At 70.6% G+C, this 18,884-nt stretch carries 15 protein-coding genes; 6 read left to right on the forward strand and 9 right to left on the reverse strand.

Annotated elements, in window-relative coordinates:
* The 7 genes from ACFWJB_RS32260 to ACFWJB_RS32290 all read right to left on the reverse strand — a co-directional run.
* Positions 1-1,628 (reverse strand): alpha-amylase family glycosyl hydrolase (locus ACFWJB_RS32260; RefSeq protein ID WP_386926657.1); only part of this gene is annotated, 1,628 nt, incomplete at its 3' end.
* Positions 1,629-1,782: 154 nt separating this feature from the next.
* Entirely contained in the window at positions 1,783-3,492 is a 1,710-nt protein-coding gene (locus ACFWJB_RS32265) for a carbohydrate-binding module family 20 domain-containing protein (RefSeq protein WP_386926659.1), read from the reverse strand.
* 413 nt (positions 3,493-3,905) lie between these two features.
* Entirely contained in the window at positions 3,906-4,964 is a 1,059-nt protein-coding gene (locus tag ACFWJB_RS32270) for a LacI family DNA-binding transcriptional regulator (protein WP_386926661.1), read from the reverse strand.
* Complete coding sequence (locus ACFWJB_RS32275) at positions 4,952-6,637, reverse strand: glycoside hydrolase family 13 protein (RefSeq protein ID WP_386926663.1); 1,686 nt, start codon at positions 6,635-6,637, stop codon at positions 4,952-4,954. Before ACFWJB_RS32275 ends, ACFWJB_RS32270 begins: the two co-directional genes overlap by 13 nt.
* A 27-nt stretch (positions 6,638-6,664) precedes the next feature.
* Positions 6,665-7,444 carry a sugar ABC transporter permease gene (locus ACFWJB_RS32280; RefSeq protein WP_385464274.1) on the reverse strand — a complete coding sequence of 260 codons (780 nt, stop codon included), beginning with the start codon at positions 7,442-7,444 and terminating at the stop codon, positions 6,665-6,667.
* A gap of 101 nt (positions 7,445-7,545) precedes the next feature.
* A complete protein-coding gene (locus ACFWJB_RS32285) occupies positions 7,546-8,568 on the reverse strand; it encodes a carbohydrate ABC transporter permease (protein ID WP_386926665.1) in 1,023 nt (340 codons plus the stop codon).
* Positions 8,569-8,594: 26 nt separating this feature from the next.
* On the reverse strand, positions 8,595-9,869 hold the full coding sequence (locus ACFWJB_RS32290) for an extracellular solute-binding protein (RefSeq protein ID WP_386926667.1): 1,275 nt from the start codon (positions 9,867-9,869) through the stop codon (positions 8,595-8,597).
* 243 nt (positions 9,870-10,112) lie between these two features.
* Here ACFWJB_RS32290 and ACFWJB_RS32295 point away from each other — a divergent pair, with 243 nt between their 5' ends.
* Entirely contained in the window at positions 10,113-11,135 is a 1,023-nt protein-coding gene (locus tag ACFWJB_RS32295; RefSeq protein WP_386926669.1) for a LacI family DNA-binding transcriptional regulator, read from the forward strand.
* A 32-nt stretch (positions 11,136-11,167) separates the two neighbouring features.
* Here ACFWJB_RS32295 and rfbB read toward each other — a convergent pair whose 3' ends face one another.
* Positions 11,168-12,145 carry a dTDP-glucose 4,6-dehydratase gene (gene rfbB / locus ACFWJB_RS32300; protein ID WP_385464217.1) on the reverse strand — a complete coding sequence of 326 codons (978 nt, stop codon included), beginning with the start codon at positions 12,143-12,145 and terminating at the stop codon, positions 11,168-11,170.
* Positions 12,142-13,209: a glucose-1-phosphate thymidylyltransferase gene (locus ACFWJB_RS32305; RefSeq protein ID WP_385464220.1), complete on the reverse strand. Its 1,068-nt coding sequence runs from the start codon at positions 13,207-13,209 to the stop codon at positions 12,142-12,144. The genes rfbB and ACFWJB_RS32305 overlap by 4 nt, the downstream gene beginning before the upstream one ends.
* 259 nt (positions 13,210-13,468) lie before the next feature.
* On the opposite strand from ACFWJB_RS32305, the gene ACFWJB_RS32310 reads away from it, so the two are divergent.
* Genes ACFWJB_RS32310 through ACFWJB_RS32330 form a run of 5 tightly spaced genes read left to right on the forward strand, consistent with a single transcriptional unit; the run spans position 13,469 to position 18,884 of the window.
* The gene (locus ACFWJB_RS32310) at positions 13,469-14,761 is read left to right on the forward strand and encodes an aspartate aminotransferase family protein (RefSeq protein WP_386926672.1); all 1,293 of its coding nucleotides are present in this window, start codon (positions 13,469-13,471) and stop codon (positions 14,759-14,761) included.
* Between the two features lie 2 nt (positions 14,762-14,763).
* Positions 14,764-15,804 carry an ATP-binding cassette domain-containing protein gene (locus tag ACFWJB_RS32315; RefSeq protein WP_386926674.1) on the forward strand — a complete coding sequence of 347 codons (1,041 nt, stop codon included), beginning with the start codon at positions 14,764-14,766 and terminating at the stop codon, positions 15,802-15,804.
* Positions 15,801-16,610: an ABC transporter permease gene (locus ACFWJB_RS32320; RefSeq protein WP_386926676.1), complete on the forward strand. Its 810-nt coding sequence runs from the start codon at positions 15,801-15,803 to the stop codon at positions 16,608-16,610. The genes ACFWJB_RS32315 and ACFWJB_RS32320 overlap by 4 nt, the downstream gene beginning before the upstream one ends.
* Positions 16,607-17,407: an ABC transporter permease gene (locus ACFWJB_RS32325; protein WP_386926678.1), complete on the forward strand. Its 801-nt coding sequence runs from the start codon at positions 16,607-16,609 to the stop codon at positions 17,405-17,407. Before ACFWJB_RS32320 ends, ACFWJB_RS32325 begins: the two co-directional genes overlap by 4 nt.
* Positions 17,408-17,417: 10 nt before the next feature.
* Positions 17,418-18,884, forward strand: coding sequence for a phosphotransferase (locus ACFWJB_RS32330; protein ID WP_385464234.1), 1,467 nt, complete (start codon positions 17,418-17,420; stop codon positions 18,882-18,884).

The raw sequence follows: 18,884 nt of genomic DNA on the forward strand, positions 1-18,884 counted from the left end.
CGCGAGAACGCGTACACACCCGGACCGTCGTCCGCGTACCGCTCCTCCTGCACACCGTCACGCAGAGCCGGGTGACGCTTCGTCAGTTCCGAAAGAGAAGCGATCGTCTTGTACAGCGGATGCGCCGGGTCGTACGCGTCCGAGGCATGCGTACGCTCCGTACCGATCTGGTCGTCGTCCAGGTACTCCGGAACCTTCGACGCGAACAGCGTCTGCCGAGCGTACACATCGTCCGCCGATCCGGTGAAGCCCTGCTCGTCACCCGCGTAGATCACCGGATTGCCACGGGACAGGAACATCAGCTCGTGTGCGAACCGGTCCCTGCGCAGCAGCTCCGCGTCGCCCGCACCCGGGTTGTCCTGACTGACGAACCCCCCGATGCGCCCCATGTCGTGACTGCCCAGGAAGGTCACCTCGCCGTAGGCGTTGGCCTTGTCCGTGGTGTAGCGGTGGTCCTGGGCCAGGACGTGCGTGAGGTCGCGCGCGGGACCGCCGCGCGACGCGTAGTTGCGGAGCGCGGCCTGCAGCGGGAAGTCCAGGGTGGCGTCGAGCCTGCCCTTGATCAGGTAGGGCGCCATGACGACGGGGTCGGCCGAGAATGCCTCCGCGAAGATGAAGAAGTCCCGCTTCCCCCGCCGGGCCGCGTAGGCGTCCAGCGCCGTGGCCCACTGCGTCCAGAAGGCCATGTTGACGTTCTTCGCCGTGTCGACGCGGAAGCCGTCGACGCCGAAGTCCTTGACCCACGTCTCGTATATCCGCCGCATGCCCTCGACGACCTCGGGCCGTTCGGTCCACAGGTCGTCGTTGCCCTTGAAGTCGCCGTACAGGGCGCTCTCACCGGCGAAGGTGGAGTCGCCCCGGTTGTGGTACATCGTGGGATCGTTGAGCCACGCCGGCACCTTGGCGTCGTGTTCGCCGGGGCGGGGGCGCGGCGTGTACGGGAAGCCGTCCTCGTCGACCTCAGGCATGCCGGAGCTGTCGTCGAAAGGGCGGCCCTCGGCGTCCAGATAGGGGAACGCTCCCTTGGAGCGGTAGCCGTACGTCTTCTCCGCGTAGTCGACTGTGTCGGCGGTGTGGTTGGTGATGACGTCGAAGAAGACCTTCATGCCCTTGGCGTGGGCCTTGTCGACGAGTTCCGCCAGTTCGGCGTTGGTGCCGAAGTGCGGGTCGACCCGGGTGAAGTCGGTGATGGAGTAGCCGTGGTAGCTGGCCATCTCGGTGCCGCTCATCGTCTGCACCGGCCGGTTCTTGAAGACCGGGGCCATCCACAGGGCGGTGGTGCCGAGGCCCTTGATGTAGTCGAGCTTCTCGATCAGGCCCCTCAGATCACCCCCCTGGTAGAAGTTCTTGTCGGTCGGGTCGTAGCCGGTCTGCGAGCGGCCGCCGGTCAGGCCGCCCTCGTCGTTGGAGGTGGTCCCGTTGGCGAAGCGGTCGGGCAGCACCAGGTAGAACTGCTCGCGCGACGGGGCCGGGCGCGCCGGTGTGCGGGCGAGCGCGTGATCGGACGGCGGTCGCGGGGTCGCGGCGTCCGCGGACGGGGTAGTGGACGGAAGGGCCGGCAGCACGGACAGGAACAGTGCGACGGCCGACAATCGGGCGGTTGTGCGCCGGGCCGGTAAACCGGTCATGGGGCGTTTCTTCTCCTCGCCGGTCGAACGGGATGGGCTGCCTCGTGCGCGCGGCGGGCGCCGGCGCGGACAAGGCGGGCCGCCCGGTCCACCCTCGGGGCGGACCGGGCGGACCGGGCGGTCCTTCGGTCGGCGAGACGAGCGTTTCCCTGGTTCAGCTGCGCCAGGTGTCGCTCAGCAGTGTCTTGCCGCTGGTCGGGACGGTGGCGGTGCGGTTGGCGCCGCCCTCCCAGGTGACCTTGCCGGAGGCGTCCTTGCGGAGGTACTTGTACTCGAAGGAGGTGCCGGCGGGGAGGGCGACGTCGAGCTTCCACACGGGGTAGCTCGCCGGGTCGAGCTTGAGTGCGGCGGCGGGGTTCCAGCTGCCGAGCGCGGCGTTGTTGCCGGTGACGTAGAGGTTCTCGCCCCAGGCGGTGGTGGCGTCGACGCTGAACGAGGCGCCGGCCTTGGTCTCGGGGTCCGGGTTCGGGCCGGGGCCGGTGTCGGAGCAGTTGGTCGCCCCCGTGTGCAGGGCGAGGGCCGTGTTGCCGCCGAGGGTCGCGGTGAACTGCCCGGAGCCGTTCACGGTGACGGCCTTGCCGCTCTGGACGTCGCAGTAGGTGCCGGAGGGCAGCGATGTCTGGAAGGTGTTGGTCAGCGAGCCGGACTCGTGGTTGATCACGACGTAGGCCTTGCTGCCCCGGCCGAAGGCGATGGCGTTGTTTCCATTGTCCCACCAGTTGGTCACGCCCGCGCTGCCGGCGGTGTTGCGGAACTTGACCATGCTCGCGATCTCGCGCCAGGCGTGCTGGCACTTCCACCCGCCGGTGTAGCAGGCGTCGACCTGGCCGTTGTTGGGTCCGCCCGCGTCGCGGTCGCTGAACTCGTAGCCCGACTGGACGTCGGGCGAGCCGTAGGGCCATGCGAGGCTGAAGACCTGGGCGAGCGTGTAGTTGGCACCGTCCTTGTAGGACAGCGTCGAGCCGTTGCGCTCGGTGTCGTGGTTGGCGACGAAGGTGGCGGCCCTGCCACTGGAGATGTATCCCCAGGCCTCGCCGAAGTTCTTCAGGTACGCCAGCTTCTCCCCGGAGAAGATCCGCTTCAGGTCCCTGCCGTAGCCGAACTCCTGGACATCGCCCACACCGGTGTACTCGCCCGGCTGTACGGCCTCGCCGGCGGCCCCGATGGTCTCCAGCTTCATGTAGACGCCGGGGTTGCTGAGGCGGCTCTTGATGTTGGCGAGGTCGTCGACGGCGATGTGCTTGGCCGCGTCGACGCGGAAGCCGTCCGCTCCGAGGGAGAGCAGGTCGTTCATGTACCCGGCGATCGTCTTGCGGACGTATTCCTCACCGGTGTCCAGATCGGGCAGGCCCGAAAGCTCGCAGTGCTGGACGTTCCAGCGGTCCCCGTAGTTGTCGATGTCTCTCGTGCAGTCGTCCAGGTCGGACTTGGAGTACAGGCCGGGGTAGTCGTACTTGCTGTAGGGGGAGCCCGCGGTTCCGGTGCCGGCGCTGTTGGCCATGTGGTTGATGACCGTGTCGACGACGACCTTGACGCCGGCGGCGTGGCAGGTGCCGATCATGTTCTTGAAGGCGGCGCGGTCGCCCAGCCTCGTGCCGATCTTGTAGCTGACGGGCTGGTACGCGGTCCACCACTGCGGGCCCTGGACCCGCTCGTTCGGCGGCGACACCTGCACGTACCCGTACCCGGCCGGCCCGAGGTCGTCGGTGCAGGCCTTGGCGACGGAGTTGAAGTTCCACTCGAACATCACAGCGGTGACGTCCTTGTCGCCGGGCGGGTCCGCCTGCGCGGTACCGGGTGCCGTGACGACCACAGCGGCTCCCGCCACGAGGGCGAGTGCAGTGGCCACGGTCTTGTTGGCCATAGTTCCTCCTGATCCACCTGATGCGGATGAGAGGCCTTCACGCAGCAACGCGCCTTGCCCGGCAGGCCTGTGGGGGGTCTTGCTGAAACGCGTCAGCAAGTTGTTGCGATCGAGACCGTACGAGCCCCCTCACCATCGGTCAACCCTTCTCGACAGGACTCCTGCTTCTCCCGCTGGAAACCGCAACATCACTGACACTGAGGCGAATTGGTCCTCTGCAACGACTTTCGCAAGCGTTTCAGAGGTGTTACGTTCAATCACCGTCCGGTCCGGCGTTCCGGAGGCTCCGACATCTGTCCGGGCCCACGCGCCCGGCCCGTCGGACCGGACCCCAGCCGGGGCTCCGCAGCCTTCACGCCGCCCCGCAGCCCCGACCAGGGCCGGCTGCGGAGCCTCTCCCCGGGCCGGTGCGCTCATCCGCAGCGCCGCGCCGTGGAACCGCGCACGACCAGCTCCGGCTGGAAGACGAACTCGGTCCGCTGCACGGGGGTTCCGCCGACCTCCTCCAGCAGCGCCCCCACCGCCGCGGTCGCCATCGCCTGCACCGGCTGGCGCACGGTGGTGAGCGGTGGGTCGGTGAACGGGATCAGCGGCGAGTCGTCGAACCCGATCACCGAGACGTCGTGCGGAACCGTCAGGCCCAGTTCACGCACCGCGCGGATCGCCCCCAGGGCCATCAGATCACTGCCGCAGACCAGGCCGGTGCACCCCCTGTCCAGCAGCGCCGCCGCGGCCGCGTGGCCTCCCTCCACCGTGAACAGGGTGCGCTCGATGTGCGCTTCGGCCTCCCCCGCCCGCATCCCGCAGAAGGAGCGCACGGCCGCGAGGAAGCCCTCGGCCTTGCGCCGCGACGGCACGAAACGGGTGGGGCCGACGGCCAGTCCGACCCTCGTGTGCCCCAGGTCGGCCAGGTGCCGCACCGCCATCCGTACCGCGGACCGGTCGTCGGACGACACGAAGGACGCCGTGATCCGCTCGTTGTAGCCGTTCACCAGGACGAACGGCGTTCCTCGGGAGGCGAGTTTGTGGTACCGGACCGGGTCGGCCGTCGTGTCCGCGTGCAGCCCGGACAGGAAGACGATGCCCGTGACACCCCGGTCCTCCATCTGCTCCACCAGTTCGTCCTCGGTGGACCCGCCGGGCATCTGCGTGCACAGCACGGGCGTATAGCCGTGCCCGGCCAGCACCTGCTCGATGACCTGGGCGAAAGCCGGGAAGATCGGGTTCGTGAGCTCCGGGATCACCAGCCCGACCAGACCGGCGCTGCGCTGGCGCAGCCGTACGGGCCGCTCGTAGCCGAGTACGTCGAGTGCGGCCACCACCCGCCGCCGGGTGGCGGGGGCGACGCCGGGTTTCCCGTTGAGCACGCGGCTCGCCGTGGCTTCGCTCACCCCGGCCTGCGCGGCGATGTCGGTGAGCCGCGGGGTGCCGTGCTCGGCACCCCGCGTCAGGGAGAGCGTCACACCGTCCACCAGACGGTGCTGTCCGCGGGAAGCTCGGCCGCGTCGCCCTCGGTCACCGGCTCGCGGCTGCTGAGCAGCGGCCGCCCCTGCGGGGTCCACCGCACCGGCGCACCGGTCAGGTTGACGGTGCAGACCAGGTCGCCGTCCCGGGCCCGGCCGTCCGGGTCCCGCGCGGTACGGCGGAAGGCGAGCACACCCTCGGGGGCCTCCAGCCACTCGACTGCGTCGCCGGCGCCCAGGGCGGGGTGCTCCCGGCGCAGTGCCAGGGCCCTGCGGTAGAGCTCCAGCGTCGAGCCGGGGTCACCTGACTGCGCCTCGACCGACAGGTGCCTCCAGCTCTCCGGCTGCGGCAGCCAGCTCGGTCCGCCCGCCACGGGTCCGAAGCCGTACGGCGCCTCGGTCCCCGACCACGGGACAGGTACCCGGCAGCCGTCCCGCAGCCCGTCCTGCCCGTTGTCGCGGAAGAACGAGGGGTCCTGCCGCACCTCGTCCGGCAGGTCGGTCACCTCCGGCAGGCCGAGTTCCTCACCCTGGTAGAGGTAGGCGGACCCGGGCAGGGCCAGCATCAGCAGCGTCGCCGCGCGGGCCCGGCACGCCCCCTGCTCGGGACTGTCCACGGCGAGACGTGTGGTGTGCCGGACGACGTCGTGGTTGGACAGCACCCAGGTGCTGGGCGCGCCCACCGGACGCATGGCGTCGAGACTTTCGTCGATGGCCCGGCGCAGGGCGCCGGCGTCCCAGCCGGCTCCCAGGTAGTGGAAGTTGAACGCCTGGTGCAGCTCGTCCGCCCGCAGGTAGTTGGCCGTGCGCTCGGCGCTCGGTGTCCATGCCTCGGCGACGCCGATGCGCTCTCCCGGGTACTCGTCCAGGATCCTGCGCCAGGACCGGTAGATCTCGTGCACACCGTCCTGGTCGAAGAAGGGCAGTGACTGGGTGCCCAGCAGCTGCAGCTGCCCGGTGCGCCCCATGTCCGGCAGCCCCGCGGCCTTGACCAGGCCGTGGGCGACGTCGACGCGGAAGCCGTCGACGCCCATGTCGAGCCAGTAGCGCAGGACGGAGCGGAACTCGTCCCGCACGGCCGGGTTGTCCCAGTTGAAGTCGGGCTGCTCGGGAGCGAAGAGGTGGAGGTACCACTCCCCCGGTGTGCCGTCCGGGTTCTTCGTGCGCGTCCAGGCGGGGCCGCCGAAGATGGACTCCCAGTCGTTGGGCGGAGCCTCACCGGCGGTCCCGCGTCCCGGCCGGAAGTGGAAGCGGTCGCGCAGCGGGGAGCCGGGGCCCTCACGTAAGGCGCGCTGGAACCAGTCGTGCTGGTCCGAACAGTGGTTGGGGACCACGTCCACGATCACGCGCAGTCCCAGGGCGTGCGCGTCGCGGATCAGTTCGTCGGCGTCGAGCAGCGTGCCGAACACGGGGTCGACGGCCCGGTAGTCGGCGACGTCGTAACCGCCGTCGGCCTGGGGCGAGACGTAGAAGGGGCTGAGCCAGACGGCGTCGACGCCGAGGTCCCTCAGGTACGGCAACCGGGAGCGGATGCCCTGGAGGTCGCCCACCCCGTCGCCGTCGCTGTCGGCGAAGCTGCGGGGGTAGACCTGGTAGATCACGGCGTCCCGCCACCAGCCCGGGCGCTCGCCGGGACCGGAGGGTCGGGTACGGGTGCCGGGTTCGGCAAGGTACTGGGTCATGGTTCTCCTGCCTGCGTTGGGGGACGGTCAGGACTTGGTGGCGCCTGCGGTCAGGCCGGAGACGAGGTGCCGCTGGACGAGTCCGAAGACGATCGCGGCGGGGACCGCGATGATCACTGCGGCCGCGGTGAGCGCGCCCCAGTCGCTCGTGTACTGGTTGACGAACGTCTGGAGGCCTCCGGCGAGCGTGAGGTTCTCCTCGCCGGTCATGAAGGCGGACGCGTAGGCCACTTCGGCCCAGCCGGTGATGAAGGTGTAGAAGGCGGTGACGGCGAGCCCCGGCTTCGCCAGGGGCAGCACCAGCCGCCAGAACGTGCCGAACGGGTTGAGTCCGTCGACGCGGCCGGCCTCGTCGATCTCGACCGGGATGCCGTCGAAGTAGCCCTTCATCATCCAGGCGCAGAACGGCACGGCGACGGTGAGATAGGTGACGACCAGTCCGATCGGCTGGTTGAGCAGCCCGAGGCCGGCGAGCAGGTTGTACAGCGGCACGATGAGCACCGCGACCGGGAACATCTGGGTGAGCAGGAGCATCCACATCAAGGGCCGCATGCCGGGGAAGCGGAAACGGCTCACCGCGTAGCCGGTGGTGGCGGAGATGAAGACGCCGATCAACGTGGTCAGTCCGACGACGATCAGTGAGTTCTGCAGCCAGGACAGGAAGTCGGTGTCGCGGACGACATGGCTGTAGTTGCCGAACGTGAAGTCCTTGACGAGCGAGGTGTCGAACGCCTCGGTCTTCGGCTTGAAGGAGGTGACCAGCAGCCACAGCGGGGGGAAGACCGCGACGACGGAGGCGGTCAGCATGGTCAGGTGCAGTCCGAGCGAGGCCAGCGGACCGCGCTCGCCGCGCCTGCGCGCGGGGGACGGGGGCTCGGTGCCCGTGGGGGTGCGCGTGATCGTGTCGGTCACCAGGTGTCTCCCTGCTTGCGCAGTGCGCGGCGGTAGGCCGCGGTGACGAGTGCCAGGAGGAGCAGGATCAGCACGCCCCAGGCGGCGGACGTGGAGTAGTCCCGCGGGCTGATGACGAAGGACAGGCGGTAGGCGTACGTCACCAGGATCTCGGTGGCGTCGCCCGGGCCGCCCCGGGTCAGCAGGAAGATCACCGGGAACATGTTGAAGGTCCAGATGGTGCTGAGCAGGACGACCGTGCTCGAAACGGACCGCAGCCCGGGCAGGGTGATGTGGCGGAAGCGCTGCCAGGGGCTCGCCCCGTCCATCTCCGCGGCCTCGTAGAGGTCTCCGGGGATGGACTGCAGGCCACCGAGGAGGGCGATGAGCATGAACGGCACGCCCACCCAGACGTTCACCGCGATGACGGAGATCTTCGCCCAGGTGGGGTCGTTCAGCCAGGAGATCCGGTCGAACCCGGCGCCGGTGAGCAGTTCGTTGAACAGGCCGCTGCGTTCGTTGAACAGCAGGCGCCAGGTGAACACGGAGACGAACGCCGGTACCGCCCAGGGCAGGACCAGGGCCGTGCGGTACAGGGTGCGGCCCTTGAAGGTGCGGTTGAGCATGACGGCCAGGGCCAGCCCGAGGGCGAAGGAGAGCGCCACACAGCTGACCGTCCACACCACGGTCCAGCCGAGCCGGTCCCAGAAGACCCCGTCACTGAGGATCGCCCGGTAGTTGGCGAGTCCGACGTGTTCGTACGTCGCGGGGATGTGGTTGACGCCGATGGTGCGCTCGACGTTGGCCTCGTTGGCGTCGGTGAAGGACAGCCAGACGCCGCGCGCGAGGGGGTATCCGATGATCACGCCGATCACGGCCACCACGGGGGCGACCATGCTCCAGGCGTACCAGTGGGTGGCCAGAGCCCTGCGCAGACGTCCCGGGGTCCTGGGGTTCTTGTGGCCGGTGCGGTGGGCCCGGCCACGGGCACCCTGGGTGCCCGCGGCCTTCGTCACCGAGTGGCCGGTCTCGACAGCCATGGGTCGTCGGTCCGCCTTCCCGTGGCCTACTTGTAGTCCTTGAGCAGCTTGCGGTAGGCGTCGCCGGTGCTCGACGCCGCCTTGTCCGGGCTGGTCTTGCCGGCCAGCACGTTGGCCATCTGCAGCCGGATGGGCTCGAAGAGGGCGTTGCCCTGGGCGATCCACGGCCGCTCCACGGCCTTGTCGACCGCCGGCTTGAAGAACTTCACCATCTCGTTGTCCGCGACGGCCGGAACCTTGTAGACGGAGGTGCGGGTGGGGAGCAGGCTCAACTTCTCGGTGGTCTCCTGCTGCACCTCGGCGGAGCTCATGTACTTCACGAAGGCGTAGGAGGCGTCGAGGTTCTTCGAGCCGGCGTACACCGACAGGTTCCACCCGCCCTGAGGTGATCCCTGGCCGGCGCTGCCGGCCGGGACGGGGGCCACTCCGAGGTTGGCGGGATCCTTGAACCGGGCTCCCGCCCTGACGTCCTCGATGGCCCACGGGCCGTTGAGCATCATGGCGGCCTTGCCCGACTTGAAGGCGTTCTGCATGTTGTTCCAGCCGTCGGACGCGTCCGTGATGGCCGCTTCGCTGTCCAGGAGGTCCTTGAGGACCCGGTACGCCTTCACACCGGGCTCGTCGTCGATGGTGACGGTCTTGTTCTTCTCGTCGACCAGGTCGCCGCCCTCACCGTAGAGGTAGGGCAGGAACCAGTACGGGTCGTCGCCTCTCAGGTAGAGGCCGGTCGCGCCGGTCTTCTCCTTGATCCTGGCGGCGGCCGTCTTCAGCTCGGCGACGGAGGCGGGTGCCTGGACGCCGGCCTTCTTCAGCAGTTCCTTGTTGTAGAAGAGCGCCAGGGTGTCGATCACCTGCGGGACCGCGTAGGTCTTCCCCTCGTACCTGGTGCTGGCCGCGGCCTGCGGAAGGTAGTCCGACGCGTCGTCGAGGGCGGCCGTGCCGTCGAGCGGGGCGAGGTAGCCGATGCTGGCGAAGTCCGCGACCCAGGCCACCTCCGTGCGCATCACGTCCGGGGCACCGGAGTTGCCGCCCGCCGCGTTCTTGAACTTGGCGTTCGCCTCGCCGAACGGCACGTTGACGTACTTGACGTCGACCTTCGGGTGTTCCTTCTCGAAACGTTCCGCGAGGGCCTGGTACGTCGCCTTCTCCGCCTCGTTGGAGGTGTCCCAGAAGGTGACGGTTCCCGACAGCTCCCCGCCGCCCCCGCCGGCACCGTTCCGGCCGTCGTCGTCCCCGCCACATGCCGAAGCCGTCATGGCCAGAGCCGCGACCAGCGCGGTGGCCGCAATGCCACGCCGCATTGTGAACTCCCCTGATTCTTCCCGGAATTGGGCGGAGGCATCGGGGCCTCACGCCAACCGCTCCTACGCGGCGCCGGGGTTGCCAGGAACGTAACAGGGGCGAAAGGAGGGCGAAAGACGTTGCGGCAATTTGCTGCAAGCAGTTTCAGCCATTGTGCGGGCGACGGACAGGCGTACTGCGCAGCCCCGTCGTTCTCCCCACGCAGTGGGCACAGCGGCGGCCGGCGGGTAAAGTGCCCTGCCATGACCATGCGGCTCGCCGACATCGCAGCCCAGGCGGGCGTCAGCAAGGCCACGGTCAGCCGCGTGCTCAACGGTGCGCGCGGTGTGGCCACGGACACCCGCGACTCCGTGCTCGCCGCACTCGACACGCTGGGGTACGAGTACCCGTCACGGCAGCGCCGTGCGGAGCTGGTCGGCCTGATCACACCGGAGCTGGACAATCCCGTCTTCCCCGCGCTGGCCGAAGTGATGGGGCAGGCGCTCACGCGTCGGGGGTACACGCCCGTCCTGGCCACGCAGACGCCAGGGGGTTCGACCGAGGACGAACTCACCGAGATGCTCGTGAGCCGCGGGGCGGCCGGCATCGTCTTCGTCTCCGGGCTGCACGCCGACACCACCGCCGACACCGGACGCTACGACCGGCTGCGCCAGCAGCGAGTGCCCTTCGTGCTCGTCAACGGGTTCTCACCCCGCATCGAGGCGCCCTTCGTCTCCCCGGACGACCGGGCCGCCATGCGTCTGGCCGTGGCGCATCTGGCCGAGCTGGGACACGAGCGCATCGGGCTCGCGCTCGGGCCGGAGCGCTTCGTGCCGGTCCAGCGCAAGATCGAGGGCTTCCGCGCCGGTCTGCACGAGCACCTGGGGCTGGCTGCGCAGGAGGCCGGGGAACTGATCCAGCACTCGCTGTTCTCTCTGGAAGGCGGCCAGGCAGCGACGTCCGCACTGATCGACAAGGGATGCACGGCCGTCGTCTGCGCCAGCGACATGATGGCCCTCGGCGCCGTCCGGGCCGCGCGCCAGAGGGGCCTCGCGGTTCCCGGTGACCTCTCGGTCGTCGGCTTCGACGACTCGCCGCTCATCGCCTTCACCGACCCTCCGCTGACCACGATCCGACAGCCCGTCAAGGCGATGGGGCAGATCGCCGTGGACGCGTTGCTGGAGGAGATGTCCGGAACGCCGCCGCCGCGCACCGAGTTCGTCCTCATGCCGGAACTGGTGGTCCGGGGGTCCACCGCCGCCGGTCCGCGGGACGGCCGGCGCTGACCCGCCGGCCACCACCCGGGTCCGGCGCTGCGTCATGCGGACGCGAGCAGCGGACGCCACCAGTCCGCGTGGCGCTCGTACCACTGGGCGGTCTCGGCCAGGGCGTCCGCGAAGTCGGTGCGGGGCCGGTATCCGAGTTCGGCGGTGATCTTGCCGTGGTCGACCGCGTAGCGCCGGTCGTGCCCCTTGCGGTCCTCGACGTGTTCGATCCGCTCCGGGCCCGCGCCGCACAGCGCGAGCAGCCGGTGCGTGAGCTCCAGGTTGGACAGCGAGGTGCCGCCCCCGATGTTGTAGGCCTCCCCCGGCCGGCCCGACACGCGGACGAGCTCGACAGCCCGGACGTGGTCGTCGACGTACAGCCAGTCGCGCTCGTACCGTCCGTCGCCGTAGAGCGGGACGGTGCCGCCGGACAGGATGCGGGCCAGGAAGCGCGGGATGAGCTTCTCCGGGTGCTGGTGGGGCCCGAAGTTGTTCGAGCAGCGGGTCACCCGGACGTCCAGTCCGTGCGTGCGGTGGTGGGCCAGGGCGATCAGGTCCGAGGCCGCCTTCGACGCCGCGTACGGCGAGGTGGGCCGCAGGGGATCGCTCTCCTTGGCGGCGCCCTGGGGGAGGGAGCCGTACACCTCGTCGGTGGAGACGTGCACGAAGGTGCGCACCCCGTGGCGGAGCGCGGCGTCGAGCAGCACCTGGGTGCCCAGCACATTGGTGCGGGTGAAGGCACCGCCGTCGGCGATGGAACGGTCGACGTGCGACTCCGCGGCGAAGTGCACGATCTGGTCGTGGCGTCCGGCCAGCGCGTCCACCAGGGACGCGTCGCACACGTCGCCCTGGACGAAGGTGAGGTCGGGGTGGTCGCGCACCGCGTGGAGGTTCGCGAGGCTGCCGGCGTAGGTGAGCTTGTCGAGGACGGTCACCGCCGTGCCCCCGGGTCCTCGGGGCGACAGGAGGTGGCGGACGTAGGCGGAGCCGATGAAACCCGCCCCGCCGGTGACGAGGATCGCTGCGTTCATGAGGTGAGGTACACCTTGCTGTGGTCGCCGATCACCAGACGGTGAGCTCGCGGATGACGGGGGGCCGGGCCCACGACGGCGCCGCGGCCGATGAGGGACCCCTCGATGCGGGACGCCCCCTCGACCTGCGCGCCGCGCAGCAGGACGGAGTACTCGATGGCACTGTCCTCGACCCGGCACTCCTCCCCGATGGAGGTGTACGGGCCGACGCTGGAGTTGCTGACGACGGCGCCCGCGCCGATGACCACCGGGCCGACGACGCGTGACCCGCGCACGACCGCGCCCTCGGCCACCCGGACCCGGCCGATCAGCGTGCTGTGCGCGTCGACCTTGCCCTCGATCCGGCCCTCCAGCCCGTCGAGGACGTGGCGGTTGACCTCCAGCATGTCCTCCGCGCTGCCGGTGTCGCGCCAGGGCCGGGTGGTGGTCTCGGCGCGCACGCGCAGCCCATGGTCGACCATCCACTGCACGGCGTGGGTGATCTCCAGCTCGCCGCGTGCGGAGGGGGCGATGGCGCGCACCGCCTCGTGCACGGCCGGGCTGAAGGCGTACACGCCGATGAGGGCGAGCGCGCTGCGCGGAGTGTCGGGCTTCTCCTCCAGGCGCAGCACGTTCCCGTCGGTGTCGACCTCCGCGACTCCGAACGCGGAAGGGTCCGCGACGGGGGTCAGCAGCAGCCGGGCCGCCGCGGCATCGGCGGCGGCGAGACGCACGAAGTCGGTGACCCCCTGTGGGAGGTAGTTGTCGCCCAGGTACAGCAGGAAGTAGTCGTCGCCGAGGAAGTCGCGGGCGATGCGCACCGCGTGCGCGAGGCCGAGCGGTCGGGACTGTTGCAGATAGGTGATGCGTAACCCGAACTCGGTACCGTCACCGGTCAGTTCGCGGATCTCACGGCCGTGCGACCCCACGACGACGCCGACTTCCCGGATGCCCGCCGCGGCGAGGGAGTCCAGCGCGTGGAACAGCACGGGTCTGTTGGCGATCGGGAGCAGCTGCTTGGCGCCGGTGTGCGTGAACGGCCTCAGTCTGCTGCCGGTTCCACCTGCCAAAACCAGGGCCTTCACCTCGGCCTCCGCGGCGGCGGGCTGGTCTGGGGGCGTTTTCTCACAGGTCTCTCCTCGCATGAGAGGCGTGGCGTCGCCGTGGGCACACCGACTCAAGCAGACTGCCGCGACCGCTCGCAACAACTTTCTGAAACGAACCGCAAAGCCTTGCAGCCATCTGCGTTCAAGTGTTTGACTCAAGCCGAACCGCCAACCGTGGTGTGTCACACCGCAGTTCGCCGGCGATCGCGTACAGCCGGTCCGACGAGCAGGGACAGCGATGACAGGTTTACGGCAGACCCAGCACCTGGCACGGGAGGCCCGGCACCTGGCGCCGGGCGCTTCCGAGGAAGCCGTCCACGGACGCCGGGTGTTCGCCGAGGGGGACGGTCCCGTGCTGACCGACCTCGACGGCAACCAGTACCTCGACTTCGCCGCCGGCACCCTCACCCAGTCCCTGGGCCACGGGCACCCGGAGGTGGTCGAGGCGCTCACCGCCCAGGCCCAGCGTCTGTGGAACGTCCACGACAGCGCCACTCCGGGCCGTGCCGGCCTGCTGGACCTGCTCGCCAGGCTGCTGCCCGAGCGGCTCGACACCTACGCGTTCTTCTCCACCGGCGCCGAGGTGGTCGAGGCCGCACTGCGGGTCGTCCAGGCGACCGCGCCGCCGGGACGCAACCGGATCGGCGCCCTGCGGCACGGCTTCCACGGCAAGACGATGGGCGCCCGGATGCTCGTGCACTGGGACATCGGCCACCAGGCGTTCAGCGGCAACAGCGTGCTGGGCTACAGCCCGTACTGCTACCGCTGCCCCCTGGGACTGGAGTACCCGTCGTGCGACGTGCGCTGCGCGACGCTGGTGCGCCGGCACATCGCCGAGAAGCCCAACGTCTCCGCGCTGGTCTTCGAACCCGTCCTCGGCGCGGCGGGGGTCATCGTGCCGCCACCGGGTTACTGGGAACGCGTCGCGGACGCCTGCCGGGAGGGCGGCGTCCTGCTCGTCGCGGACGAGGTGCTCACCGGCGGCGGACGCACGGGGGCCTTCCTCGCCAGTGACCTCTTCGGCGTCGAACCGGACCTGGCGATGCTGTCCAAGGGCACCGCGAGCGGGTTCCCCTTCGCCGTGCTCGCCGGCCGTGCGGAGCTGCTGCGCAGGCCGGAAGCGGCCACCTCGGGGGCGTACGCCTCGACGTACGCGAGCAACCCGCTGGGCATCGCCGCCGCCCGTGCCACGCTCGAGGTCGTCGAGCGCGACCGGCTGATCGACCGGGTACGCGTCCTCGGCGAGATCATGGAGGACCGGCTGCGCGTCCTGGAGTCCCGCTTCGGCCGGCTGGGCCAGGTACGCGGCCTCGGCCTGCTGTGGGGCCTGGAGTTCGTCACCGACCCCGCCACCCGCACCCCCGCACCGGAGACGGCCCGGGCCGTCTACACCACAGCCCTCGACCTGGGGCTGCGCACCTCCCTCGGAGGCCACATCCTGCGCCTGGCACCGCCGTTCACACTCGACGAGGCCCTGCTCGAGGAGGGTCTGCGGCTGTTGGAGAAGGCCCTCGAGCGGGTGATCGCGTGATCGTGGCGGAGCGACTCGTCAAGGAGTTCCGGCTGGCCGAACGCAAACCCGGCCTGCTCGGCAGCCTCTCCACCCTCCTCACCCGCCGCCACCGAGTGGTGCGCGCGGTCGACGACGTCTCCTTCGAGATACCGGCCGGCACCAAGACCGCCTACATCGGCGCCAACGGGGCCGGCAAGTCGACCACGATCAAGATGCTGACCGGCATCATGACCCCCACCTCCGGCCGTTGCACGGTCGCCGGGCTGGAGCCGTACCGGCACCGGCAGCGCAACGCCCGCACCATCGGCGTCGTCTTCGGCCAGCGCAGCCAGCTGTGGTGGGACCTGTCGGTGCCGGACTCCTTCCGCATCCTGCGCCGCATCTACGACGTCCCCGAGCCGGTCTACCGGCGCAACCTGGACCTGTTCCGAGAGCTCCTCGACATCGACGCGCTGGGTTCGACACCCGTACGGCAGCTGAGCCTCGGCCAGCGCATGCGCGCCGAGATCGCGGCGAGTCTGCTGCACGACCCCGCCGTCCTGTTCTGGGACGAGCCCACCATCGGCCTCGACATGGTGCTCAAGGACGCGGTGCGCCACCTGGTCAACCGCGCCCACCGGGAGCTGGGCACCACCGTGGTGCTCACCAGCCACGACATCGCCGACATCGCCGCGATCTGCGACAGCGCCCTGGTCGTCGACCACGGGCGGGTCGTCCATCAGGGGACCCTGAAGGACCTGCTGCGCACCGCCGACCACCGCTCGGTCGTCTTCGACCACCGGGACGGCACCGCGGCCGGTGGCGTCCGCGCCCGCATCGAGGCCGGTCTGCCGGGCGTGCTCGCCACACCGGACGACGGCGGCCGCATCCGCGTCGACTACCCGGCCGGCCGCTACACCTCCCGGCAGGTCCTCACCTTCCTCCTGGACCACTTCGACCTCGCCGACTGGTACGCCCCCGAACCCGGCCTGGAGGACGTGCTCCGCAGGATCTACGGCCGTGCACGCGTTCCCGGCGGCACACCCGACGGGACCGGTCGCGCACCCGACGGTGCCGCATGACCGCCCGCCTGCGCCGCTACACGCCGTTCGCCACCAGCGGCCTGCAGTCCCTGCTGCAGTACCGCTCGATGTTCGCGATGACCGCGGTGACCGCGGCCGCCGGCGCGGCGGTGACCGTCTTCCTGTGGCGCGCCGTGTACGCGGGCACCCCCGGCCGCGGACCCGGCGGCTTCACCGTGGAGGACATCACCACCTACCTGCTGGTGGCCCAGATCCTGCAGGTGCTGCACACCAACCGGGTGGACGACGAGGTGGCGGCCGAGGTGTACCGGGGGGACGTGGCGGTCATGCTGGTGCGCCCCGTCAGCTACCCGGTGATGCGGTTCTTCGCCTGTCTGCCCGTGGTGGGGGCCAACGCCGTCCTGGTCGGCCTGCCGGTCCTCGGCCTGTTCGCACTGCTCGTCCCGCTCACCGCGCCCCGGCCGGCGGACCTGCTGCTGTTCGCCGTCTCCACCGCCCTGTCGGTGCTGCTGGCGTTCTGCGTGAACCTGCTGACCGGCATGACCGGTTTCCTCACCACCAACACCTGGGGCGTGCGGATGGTCAAGCAGAGCGTCGTCGCCTTCTTCGCCGGACAGCTCGTGCCCCTCGCGCTGATGCCGGGTCCGCTGGCCGCGCTCGCGAAGGCCCTTCCCTTCCGCGGCATGGTCGACGGTCCGCTGACCCTGCTGCTCGGCCGCTACGACGGCTGGACGGACGCCGCCGGAGTGCTCCTCCAGCAGGCGGCCTGGGCGGCCGGGCTGTCGCTGCTGTGCGCCGCGTTGTGGCGCGCCGCCCTGGGACGGCTGGAGGTGCTCGGCGGATGACGCGCACCATGACGCGGTACCTGCGACTGGCCTGGTTCCTGGGCGGGGTGGGCCTGCACAGGCTGGCCGCGTACCGCACGGACTTCGTGCTCGGCGCCGGCGCCTTCCTGGTGCGGGTCGGCATCCAGACGGCGGTCGTCGGCCTCGTCTTCCGGCAGGTCCCCGCCGTGGGCGGCTGGTCGTACCACGAGGTGCTGTTCCTGCTGGGGTTCTCCCTGCTGCCGCGCGGGCTCGATCACCTCTTCACCGACCAGTTGTGGGAACTGGGCCGCAAACTGGTCCAGCGCGGGGAGTTCTACCGCTACCTCGTCAGGCCGGTCGACCCACTGTTCTCCCTGCTGTCGGAGCGCTTCTTCCACCCCGACGGACTCGGCGAACTCGTCGTCGGAGCCGTCCTGGTGGGATACGCGGGAAGCGAGCTCGGCCTGTCGCTCAGCCCCGTGCAGTGGGTGCTGGCGCCTCTGCTGGTGCTGTGCGGGGCGCTGCTGCACACCTCGGTGAAGCTGTTCTTCGCCTCCCTGACCTTCTGGACGGTGACGAGCATGCCCGCGATGTACGCGGCCAGCCAGGTGTCGGAGTTCTCCGCCTACCCCCTGGACATCTATCACCCCTCGCTGAAGGCCCTGCTCACCTGGGTCCTGCCCTTCGCCTTCACCGCCTATGTGCCCTGCGTCTACCTGCTGACCGGCGGGACCGGCCTGCTCGGCTGGCTGCCCGTGGTGACCGCCGGCGCGCTGGCCCTCGCGCTGACCGTCTGGCGCCGCGGCGTCAACCGCTACGAGATGACCGGAAGTTGAGCCTGGCATGATGAGAAACGACGATCTGGGCCCCTTACTGCGGACCGCCCCGTGGATGCCCGAGGACGGCCGGCGGGCCGAGCGCTTCGAGTGCGTCGACCACGCGGACCTCGGCGCCACCGCCCGCCTGCTGGTCGTGGCCGCCGTCGGCGGGCCGGCGTCCGGACGGCGCTACTTCGTGCCGGTGCGGTCCACACCCACAGGGCACGGCGCCGAAGAGGCGCACGGCAGCCTCGAGTTCGACTCCGCCGTGCTGGACGCGGTCTGCGCCGGCAGCTCGTTGCCCACCGCCCGCGGCGGCCGGGTCCTCTTCCGCGGCGCGGGACTCACGGCGCGCTCGGTGCGCCGGCTGCCGTTCCAACGGGGCTGGTCCTCCAACGTGCTGTCCCTGGTGGAGAACGACGGGACGGCCTACGTCCACAAGACCTACCGGCGGCTGGACGAGACCGTCCGGGAGCCGGAACTGCTGCGGCTGATGAACGGGACCGGCCGCACCCCCGACTGGGCGGGCGACTACACCTACGTCGACCCCACGGACGGCACCCACCGCCCGCTGGGCGTGTTCTACCGGTACGCCCCCGGAGACGGGATCGACCTGCCGCTGCGGCACAGCATGCGGTCCCTGTGGCCGAAGGTGACCGGCGGACGGGCCCCCGGCTCACTCGACGACGTCGTGCGGGAACACCTGCGCCCGCTCGCGGACAACCTGCGCGACGCCGGGAGCTTCCTGGCCGGCTTCCACCGCGACCTGGCCGGCCGGCTCGGCCGCGGTCCCGTGCCCCCGTACCCGGTACGGGAGATACTGGCCCGGGCCACCGCCCGCACGGACGCACTGGCCTCGGCGGACATCGACCTGCCCGAGGCCCCGCGCAGAGCCGCCTTCACGGCCCTGCGGCAGGAGACCGCCGCGTTGCAAAGCGCCTTCGACGCCGCCCCGGCGGGGTTCCCCTCGGGGCCGTGCCACGGCGACCTGCATCTGTCCCACGTGCTGTGCCGGCCGCGCGACGACGGAGGCTGGTCGATGAACGTCATCGACATGTCCACCCCCGCCCTCGGTCCCGGCGAGGCGGGCTGGGCCGCGCAGTCGCCGGTCCAGGACCTGGTCGCCGTCCAGCGCGCTCTGGAGTACTTCACCGCCGACGAGGCGGCCTTCGAGAGCGCGCGGCGTCTCGGCGTCGACTCCATGGAGACGATGCGGGGCGCGCTGGACGGCGCCGGCGACCGGCCGCCCGGGCAGCGCGCCGTGCTGCGCCCGGTCTTCCACGCCGCCGACGTCTGGCGGGCGCACGTACTGCGGCTGCTCCTCGGACGGACGGCGAACGACCCCCTGCGCCGGCTGCTGTACCTGGGGCGGCTGCTGCACGAACTCGCCTACAACACCGACCACGCCCGCCCCTATCACGCGGCGATCGACCTGCGCCACGCCCTCGCGCTCGGCGCCCACACACCGGCCCCGGCCCTTCCAGCAAGGACGTGA

The organism is Streptomyces sp. NPDC127100, assembly GCF_042724095.1.
Classification (GTDB): Bacteria; Actinomycetota; Actinomycetes; order Streptomycetales; family Streptomycetaceae; genus Streptomyces.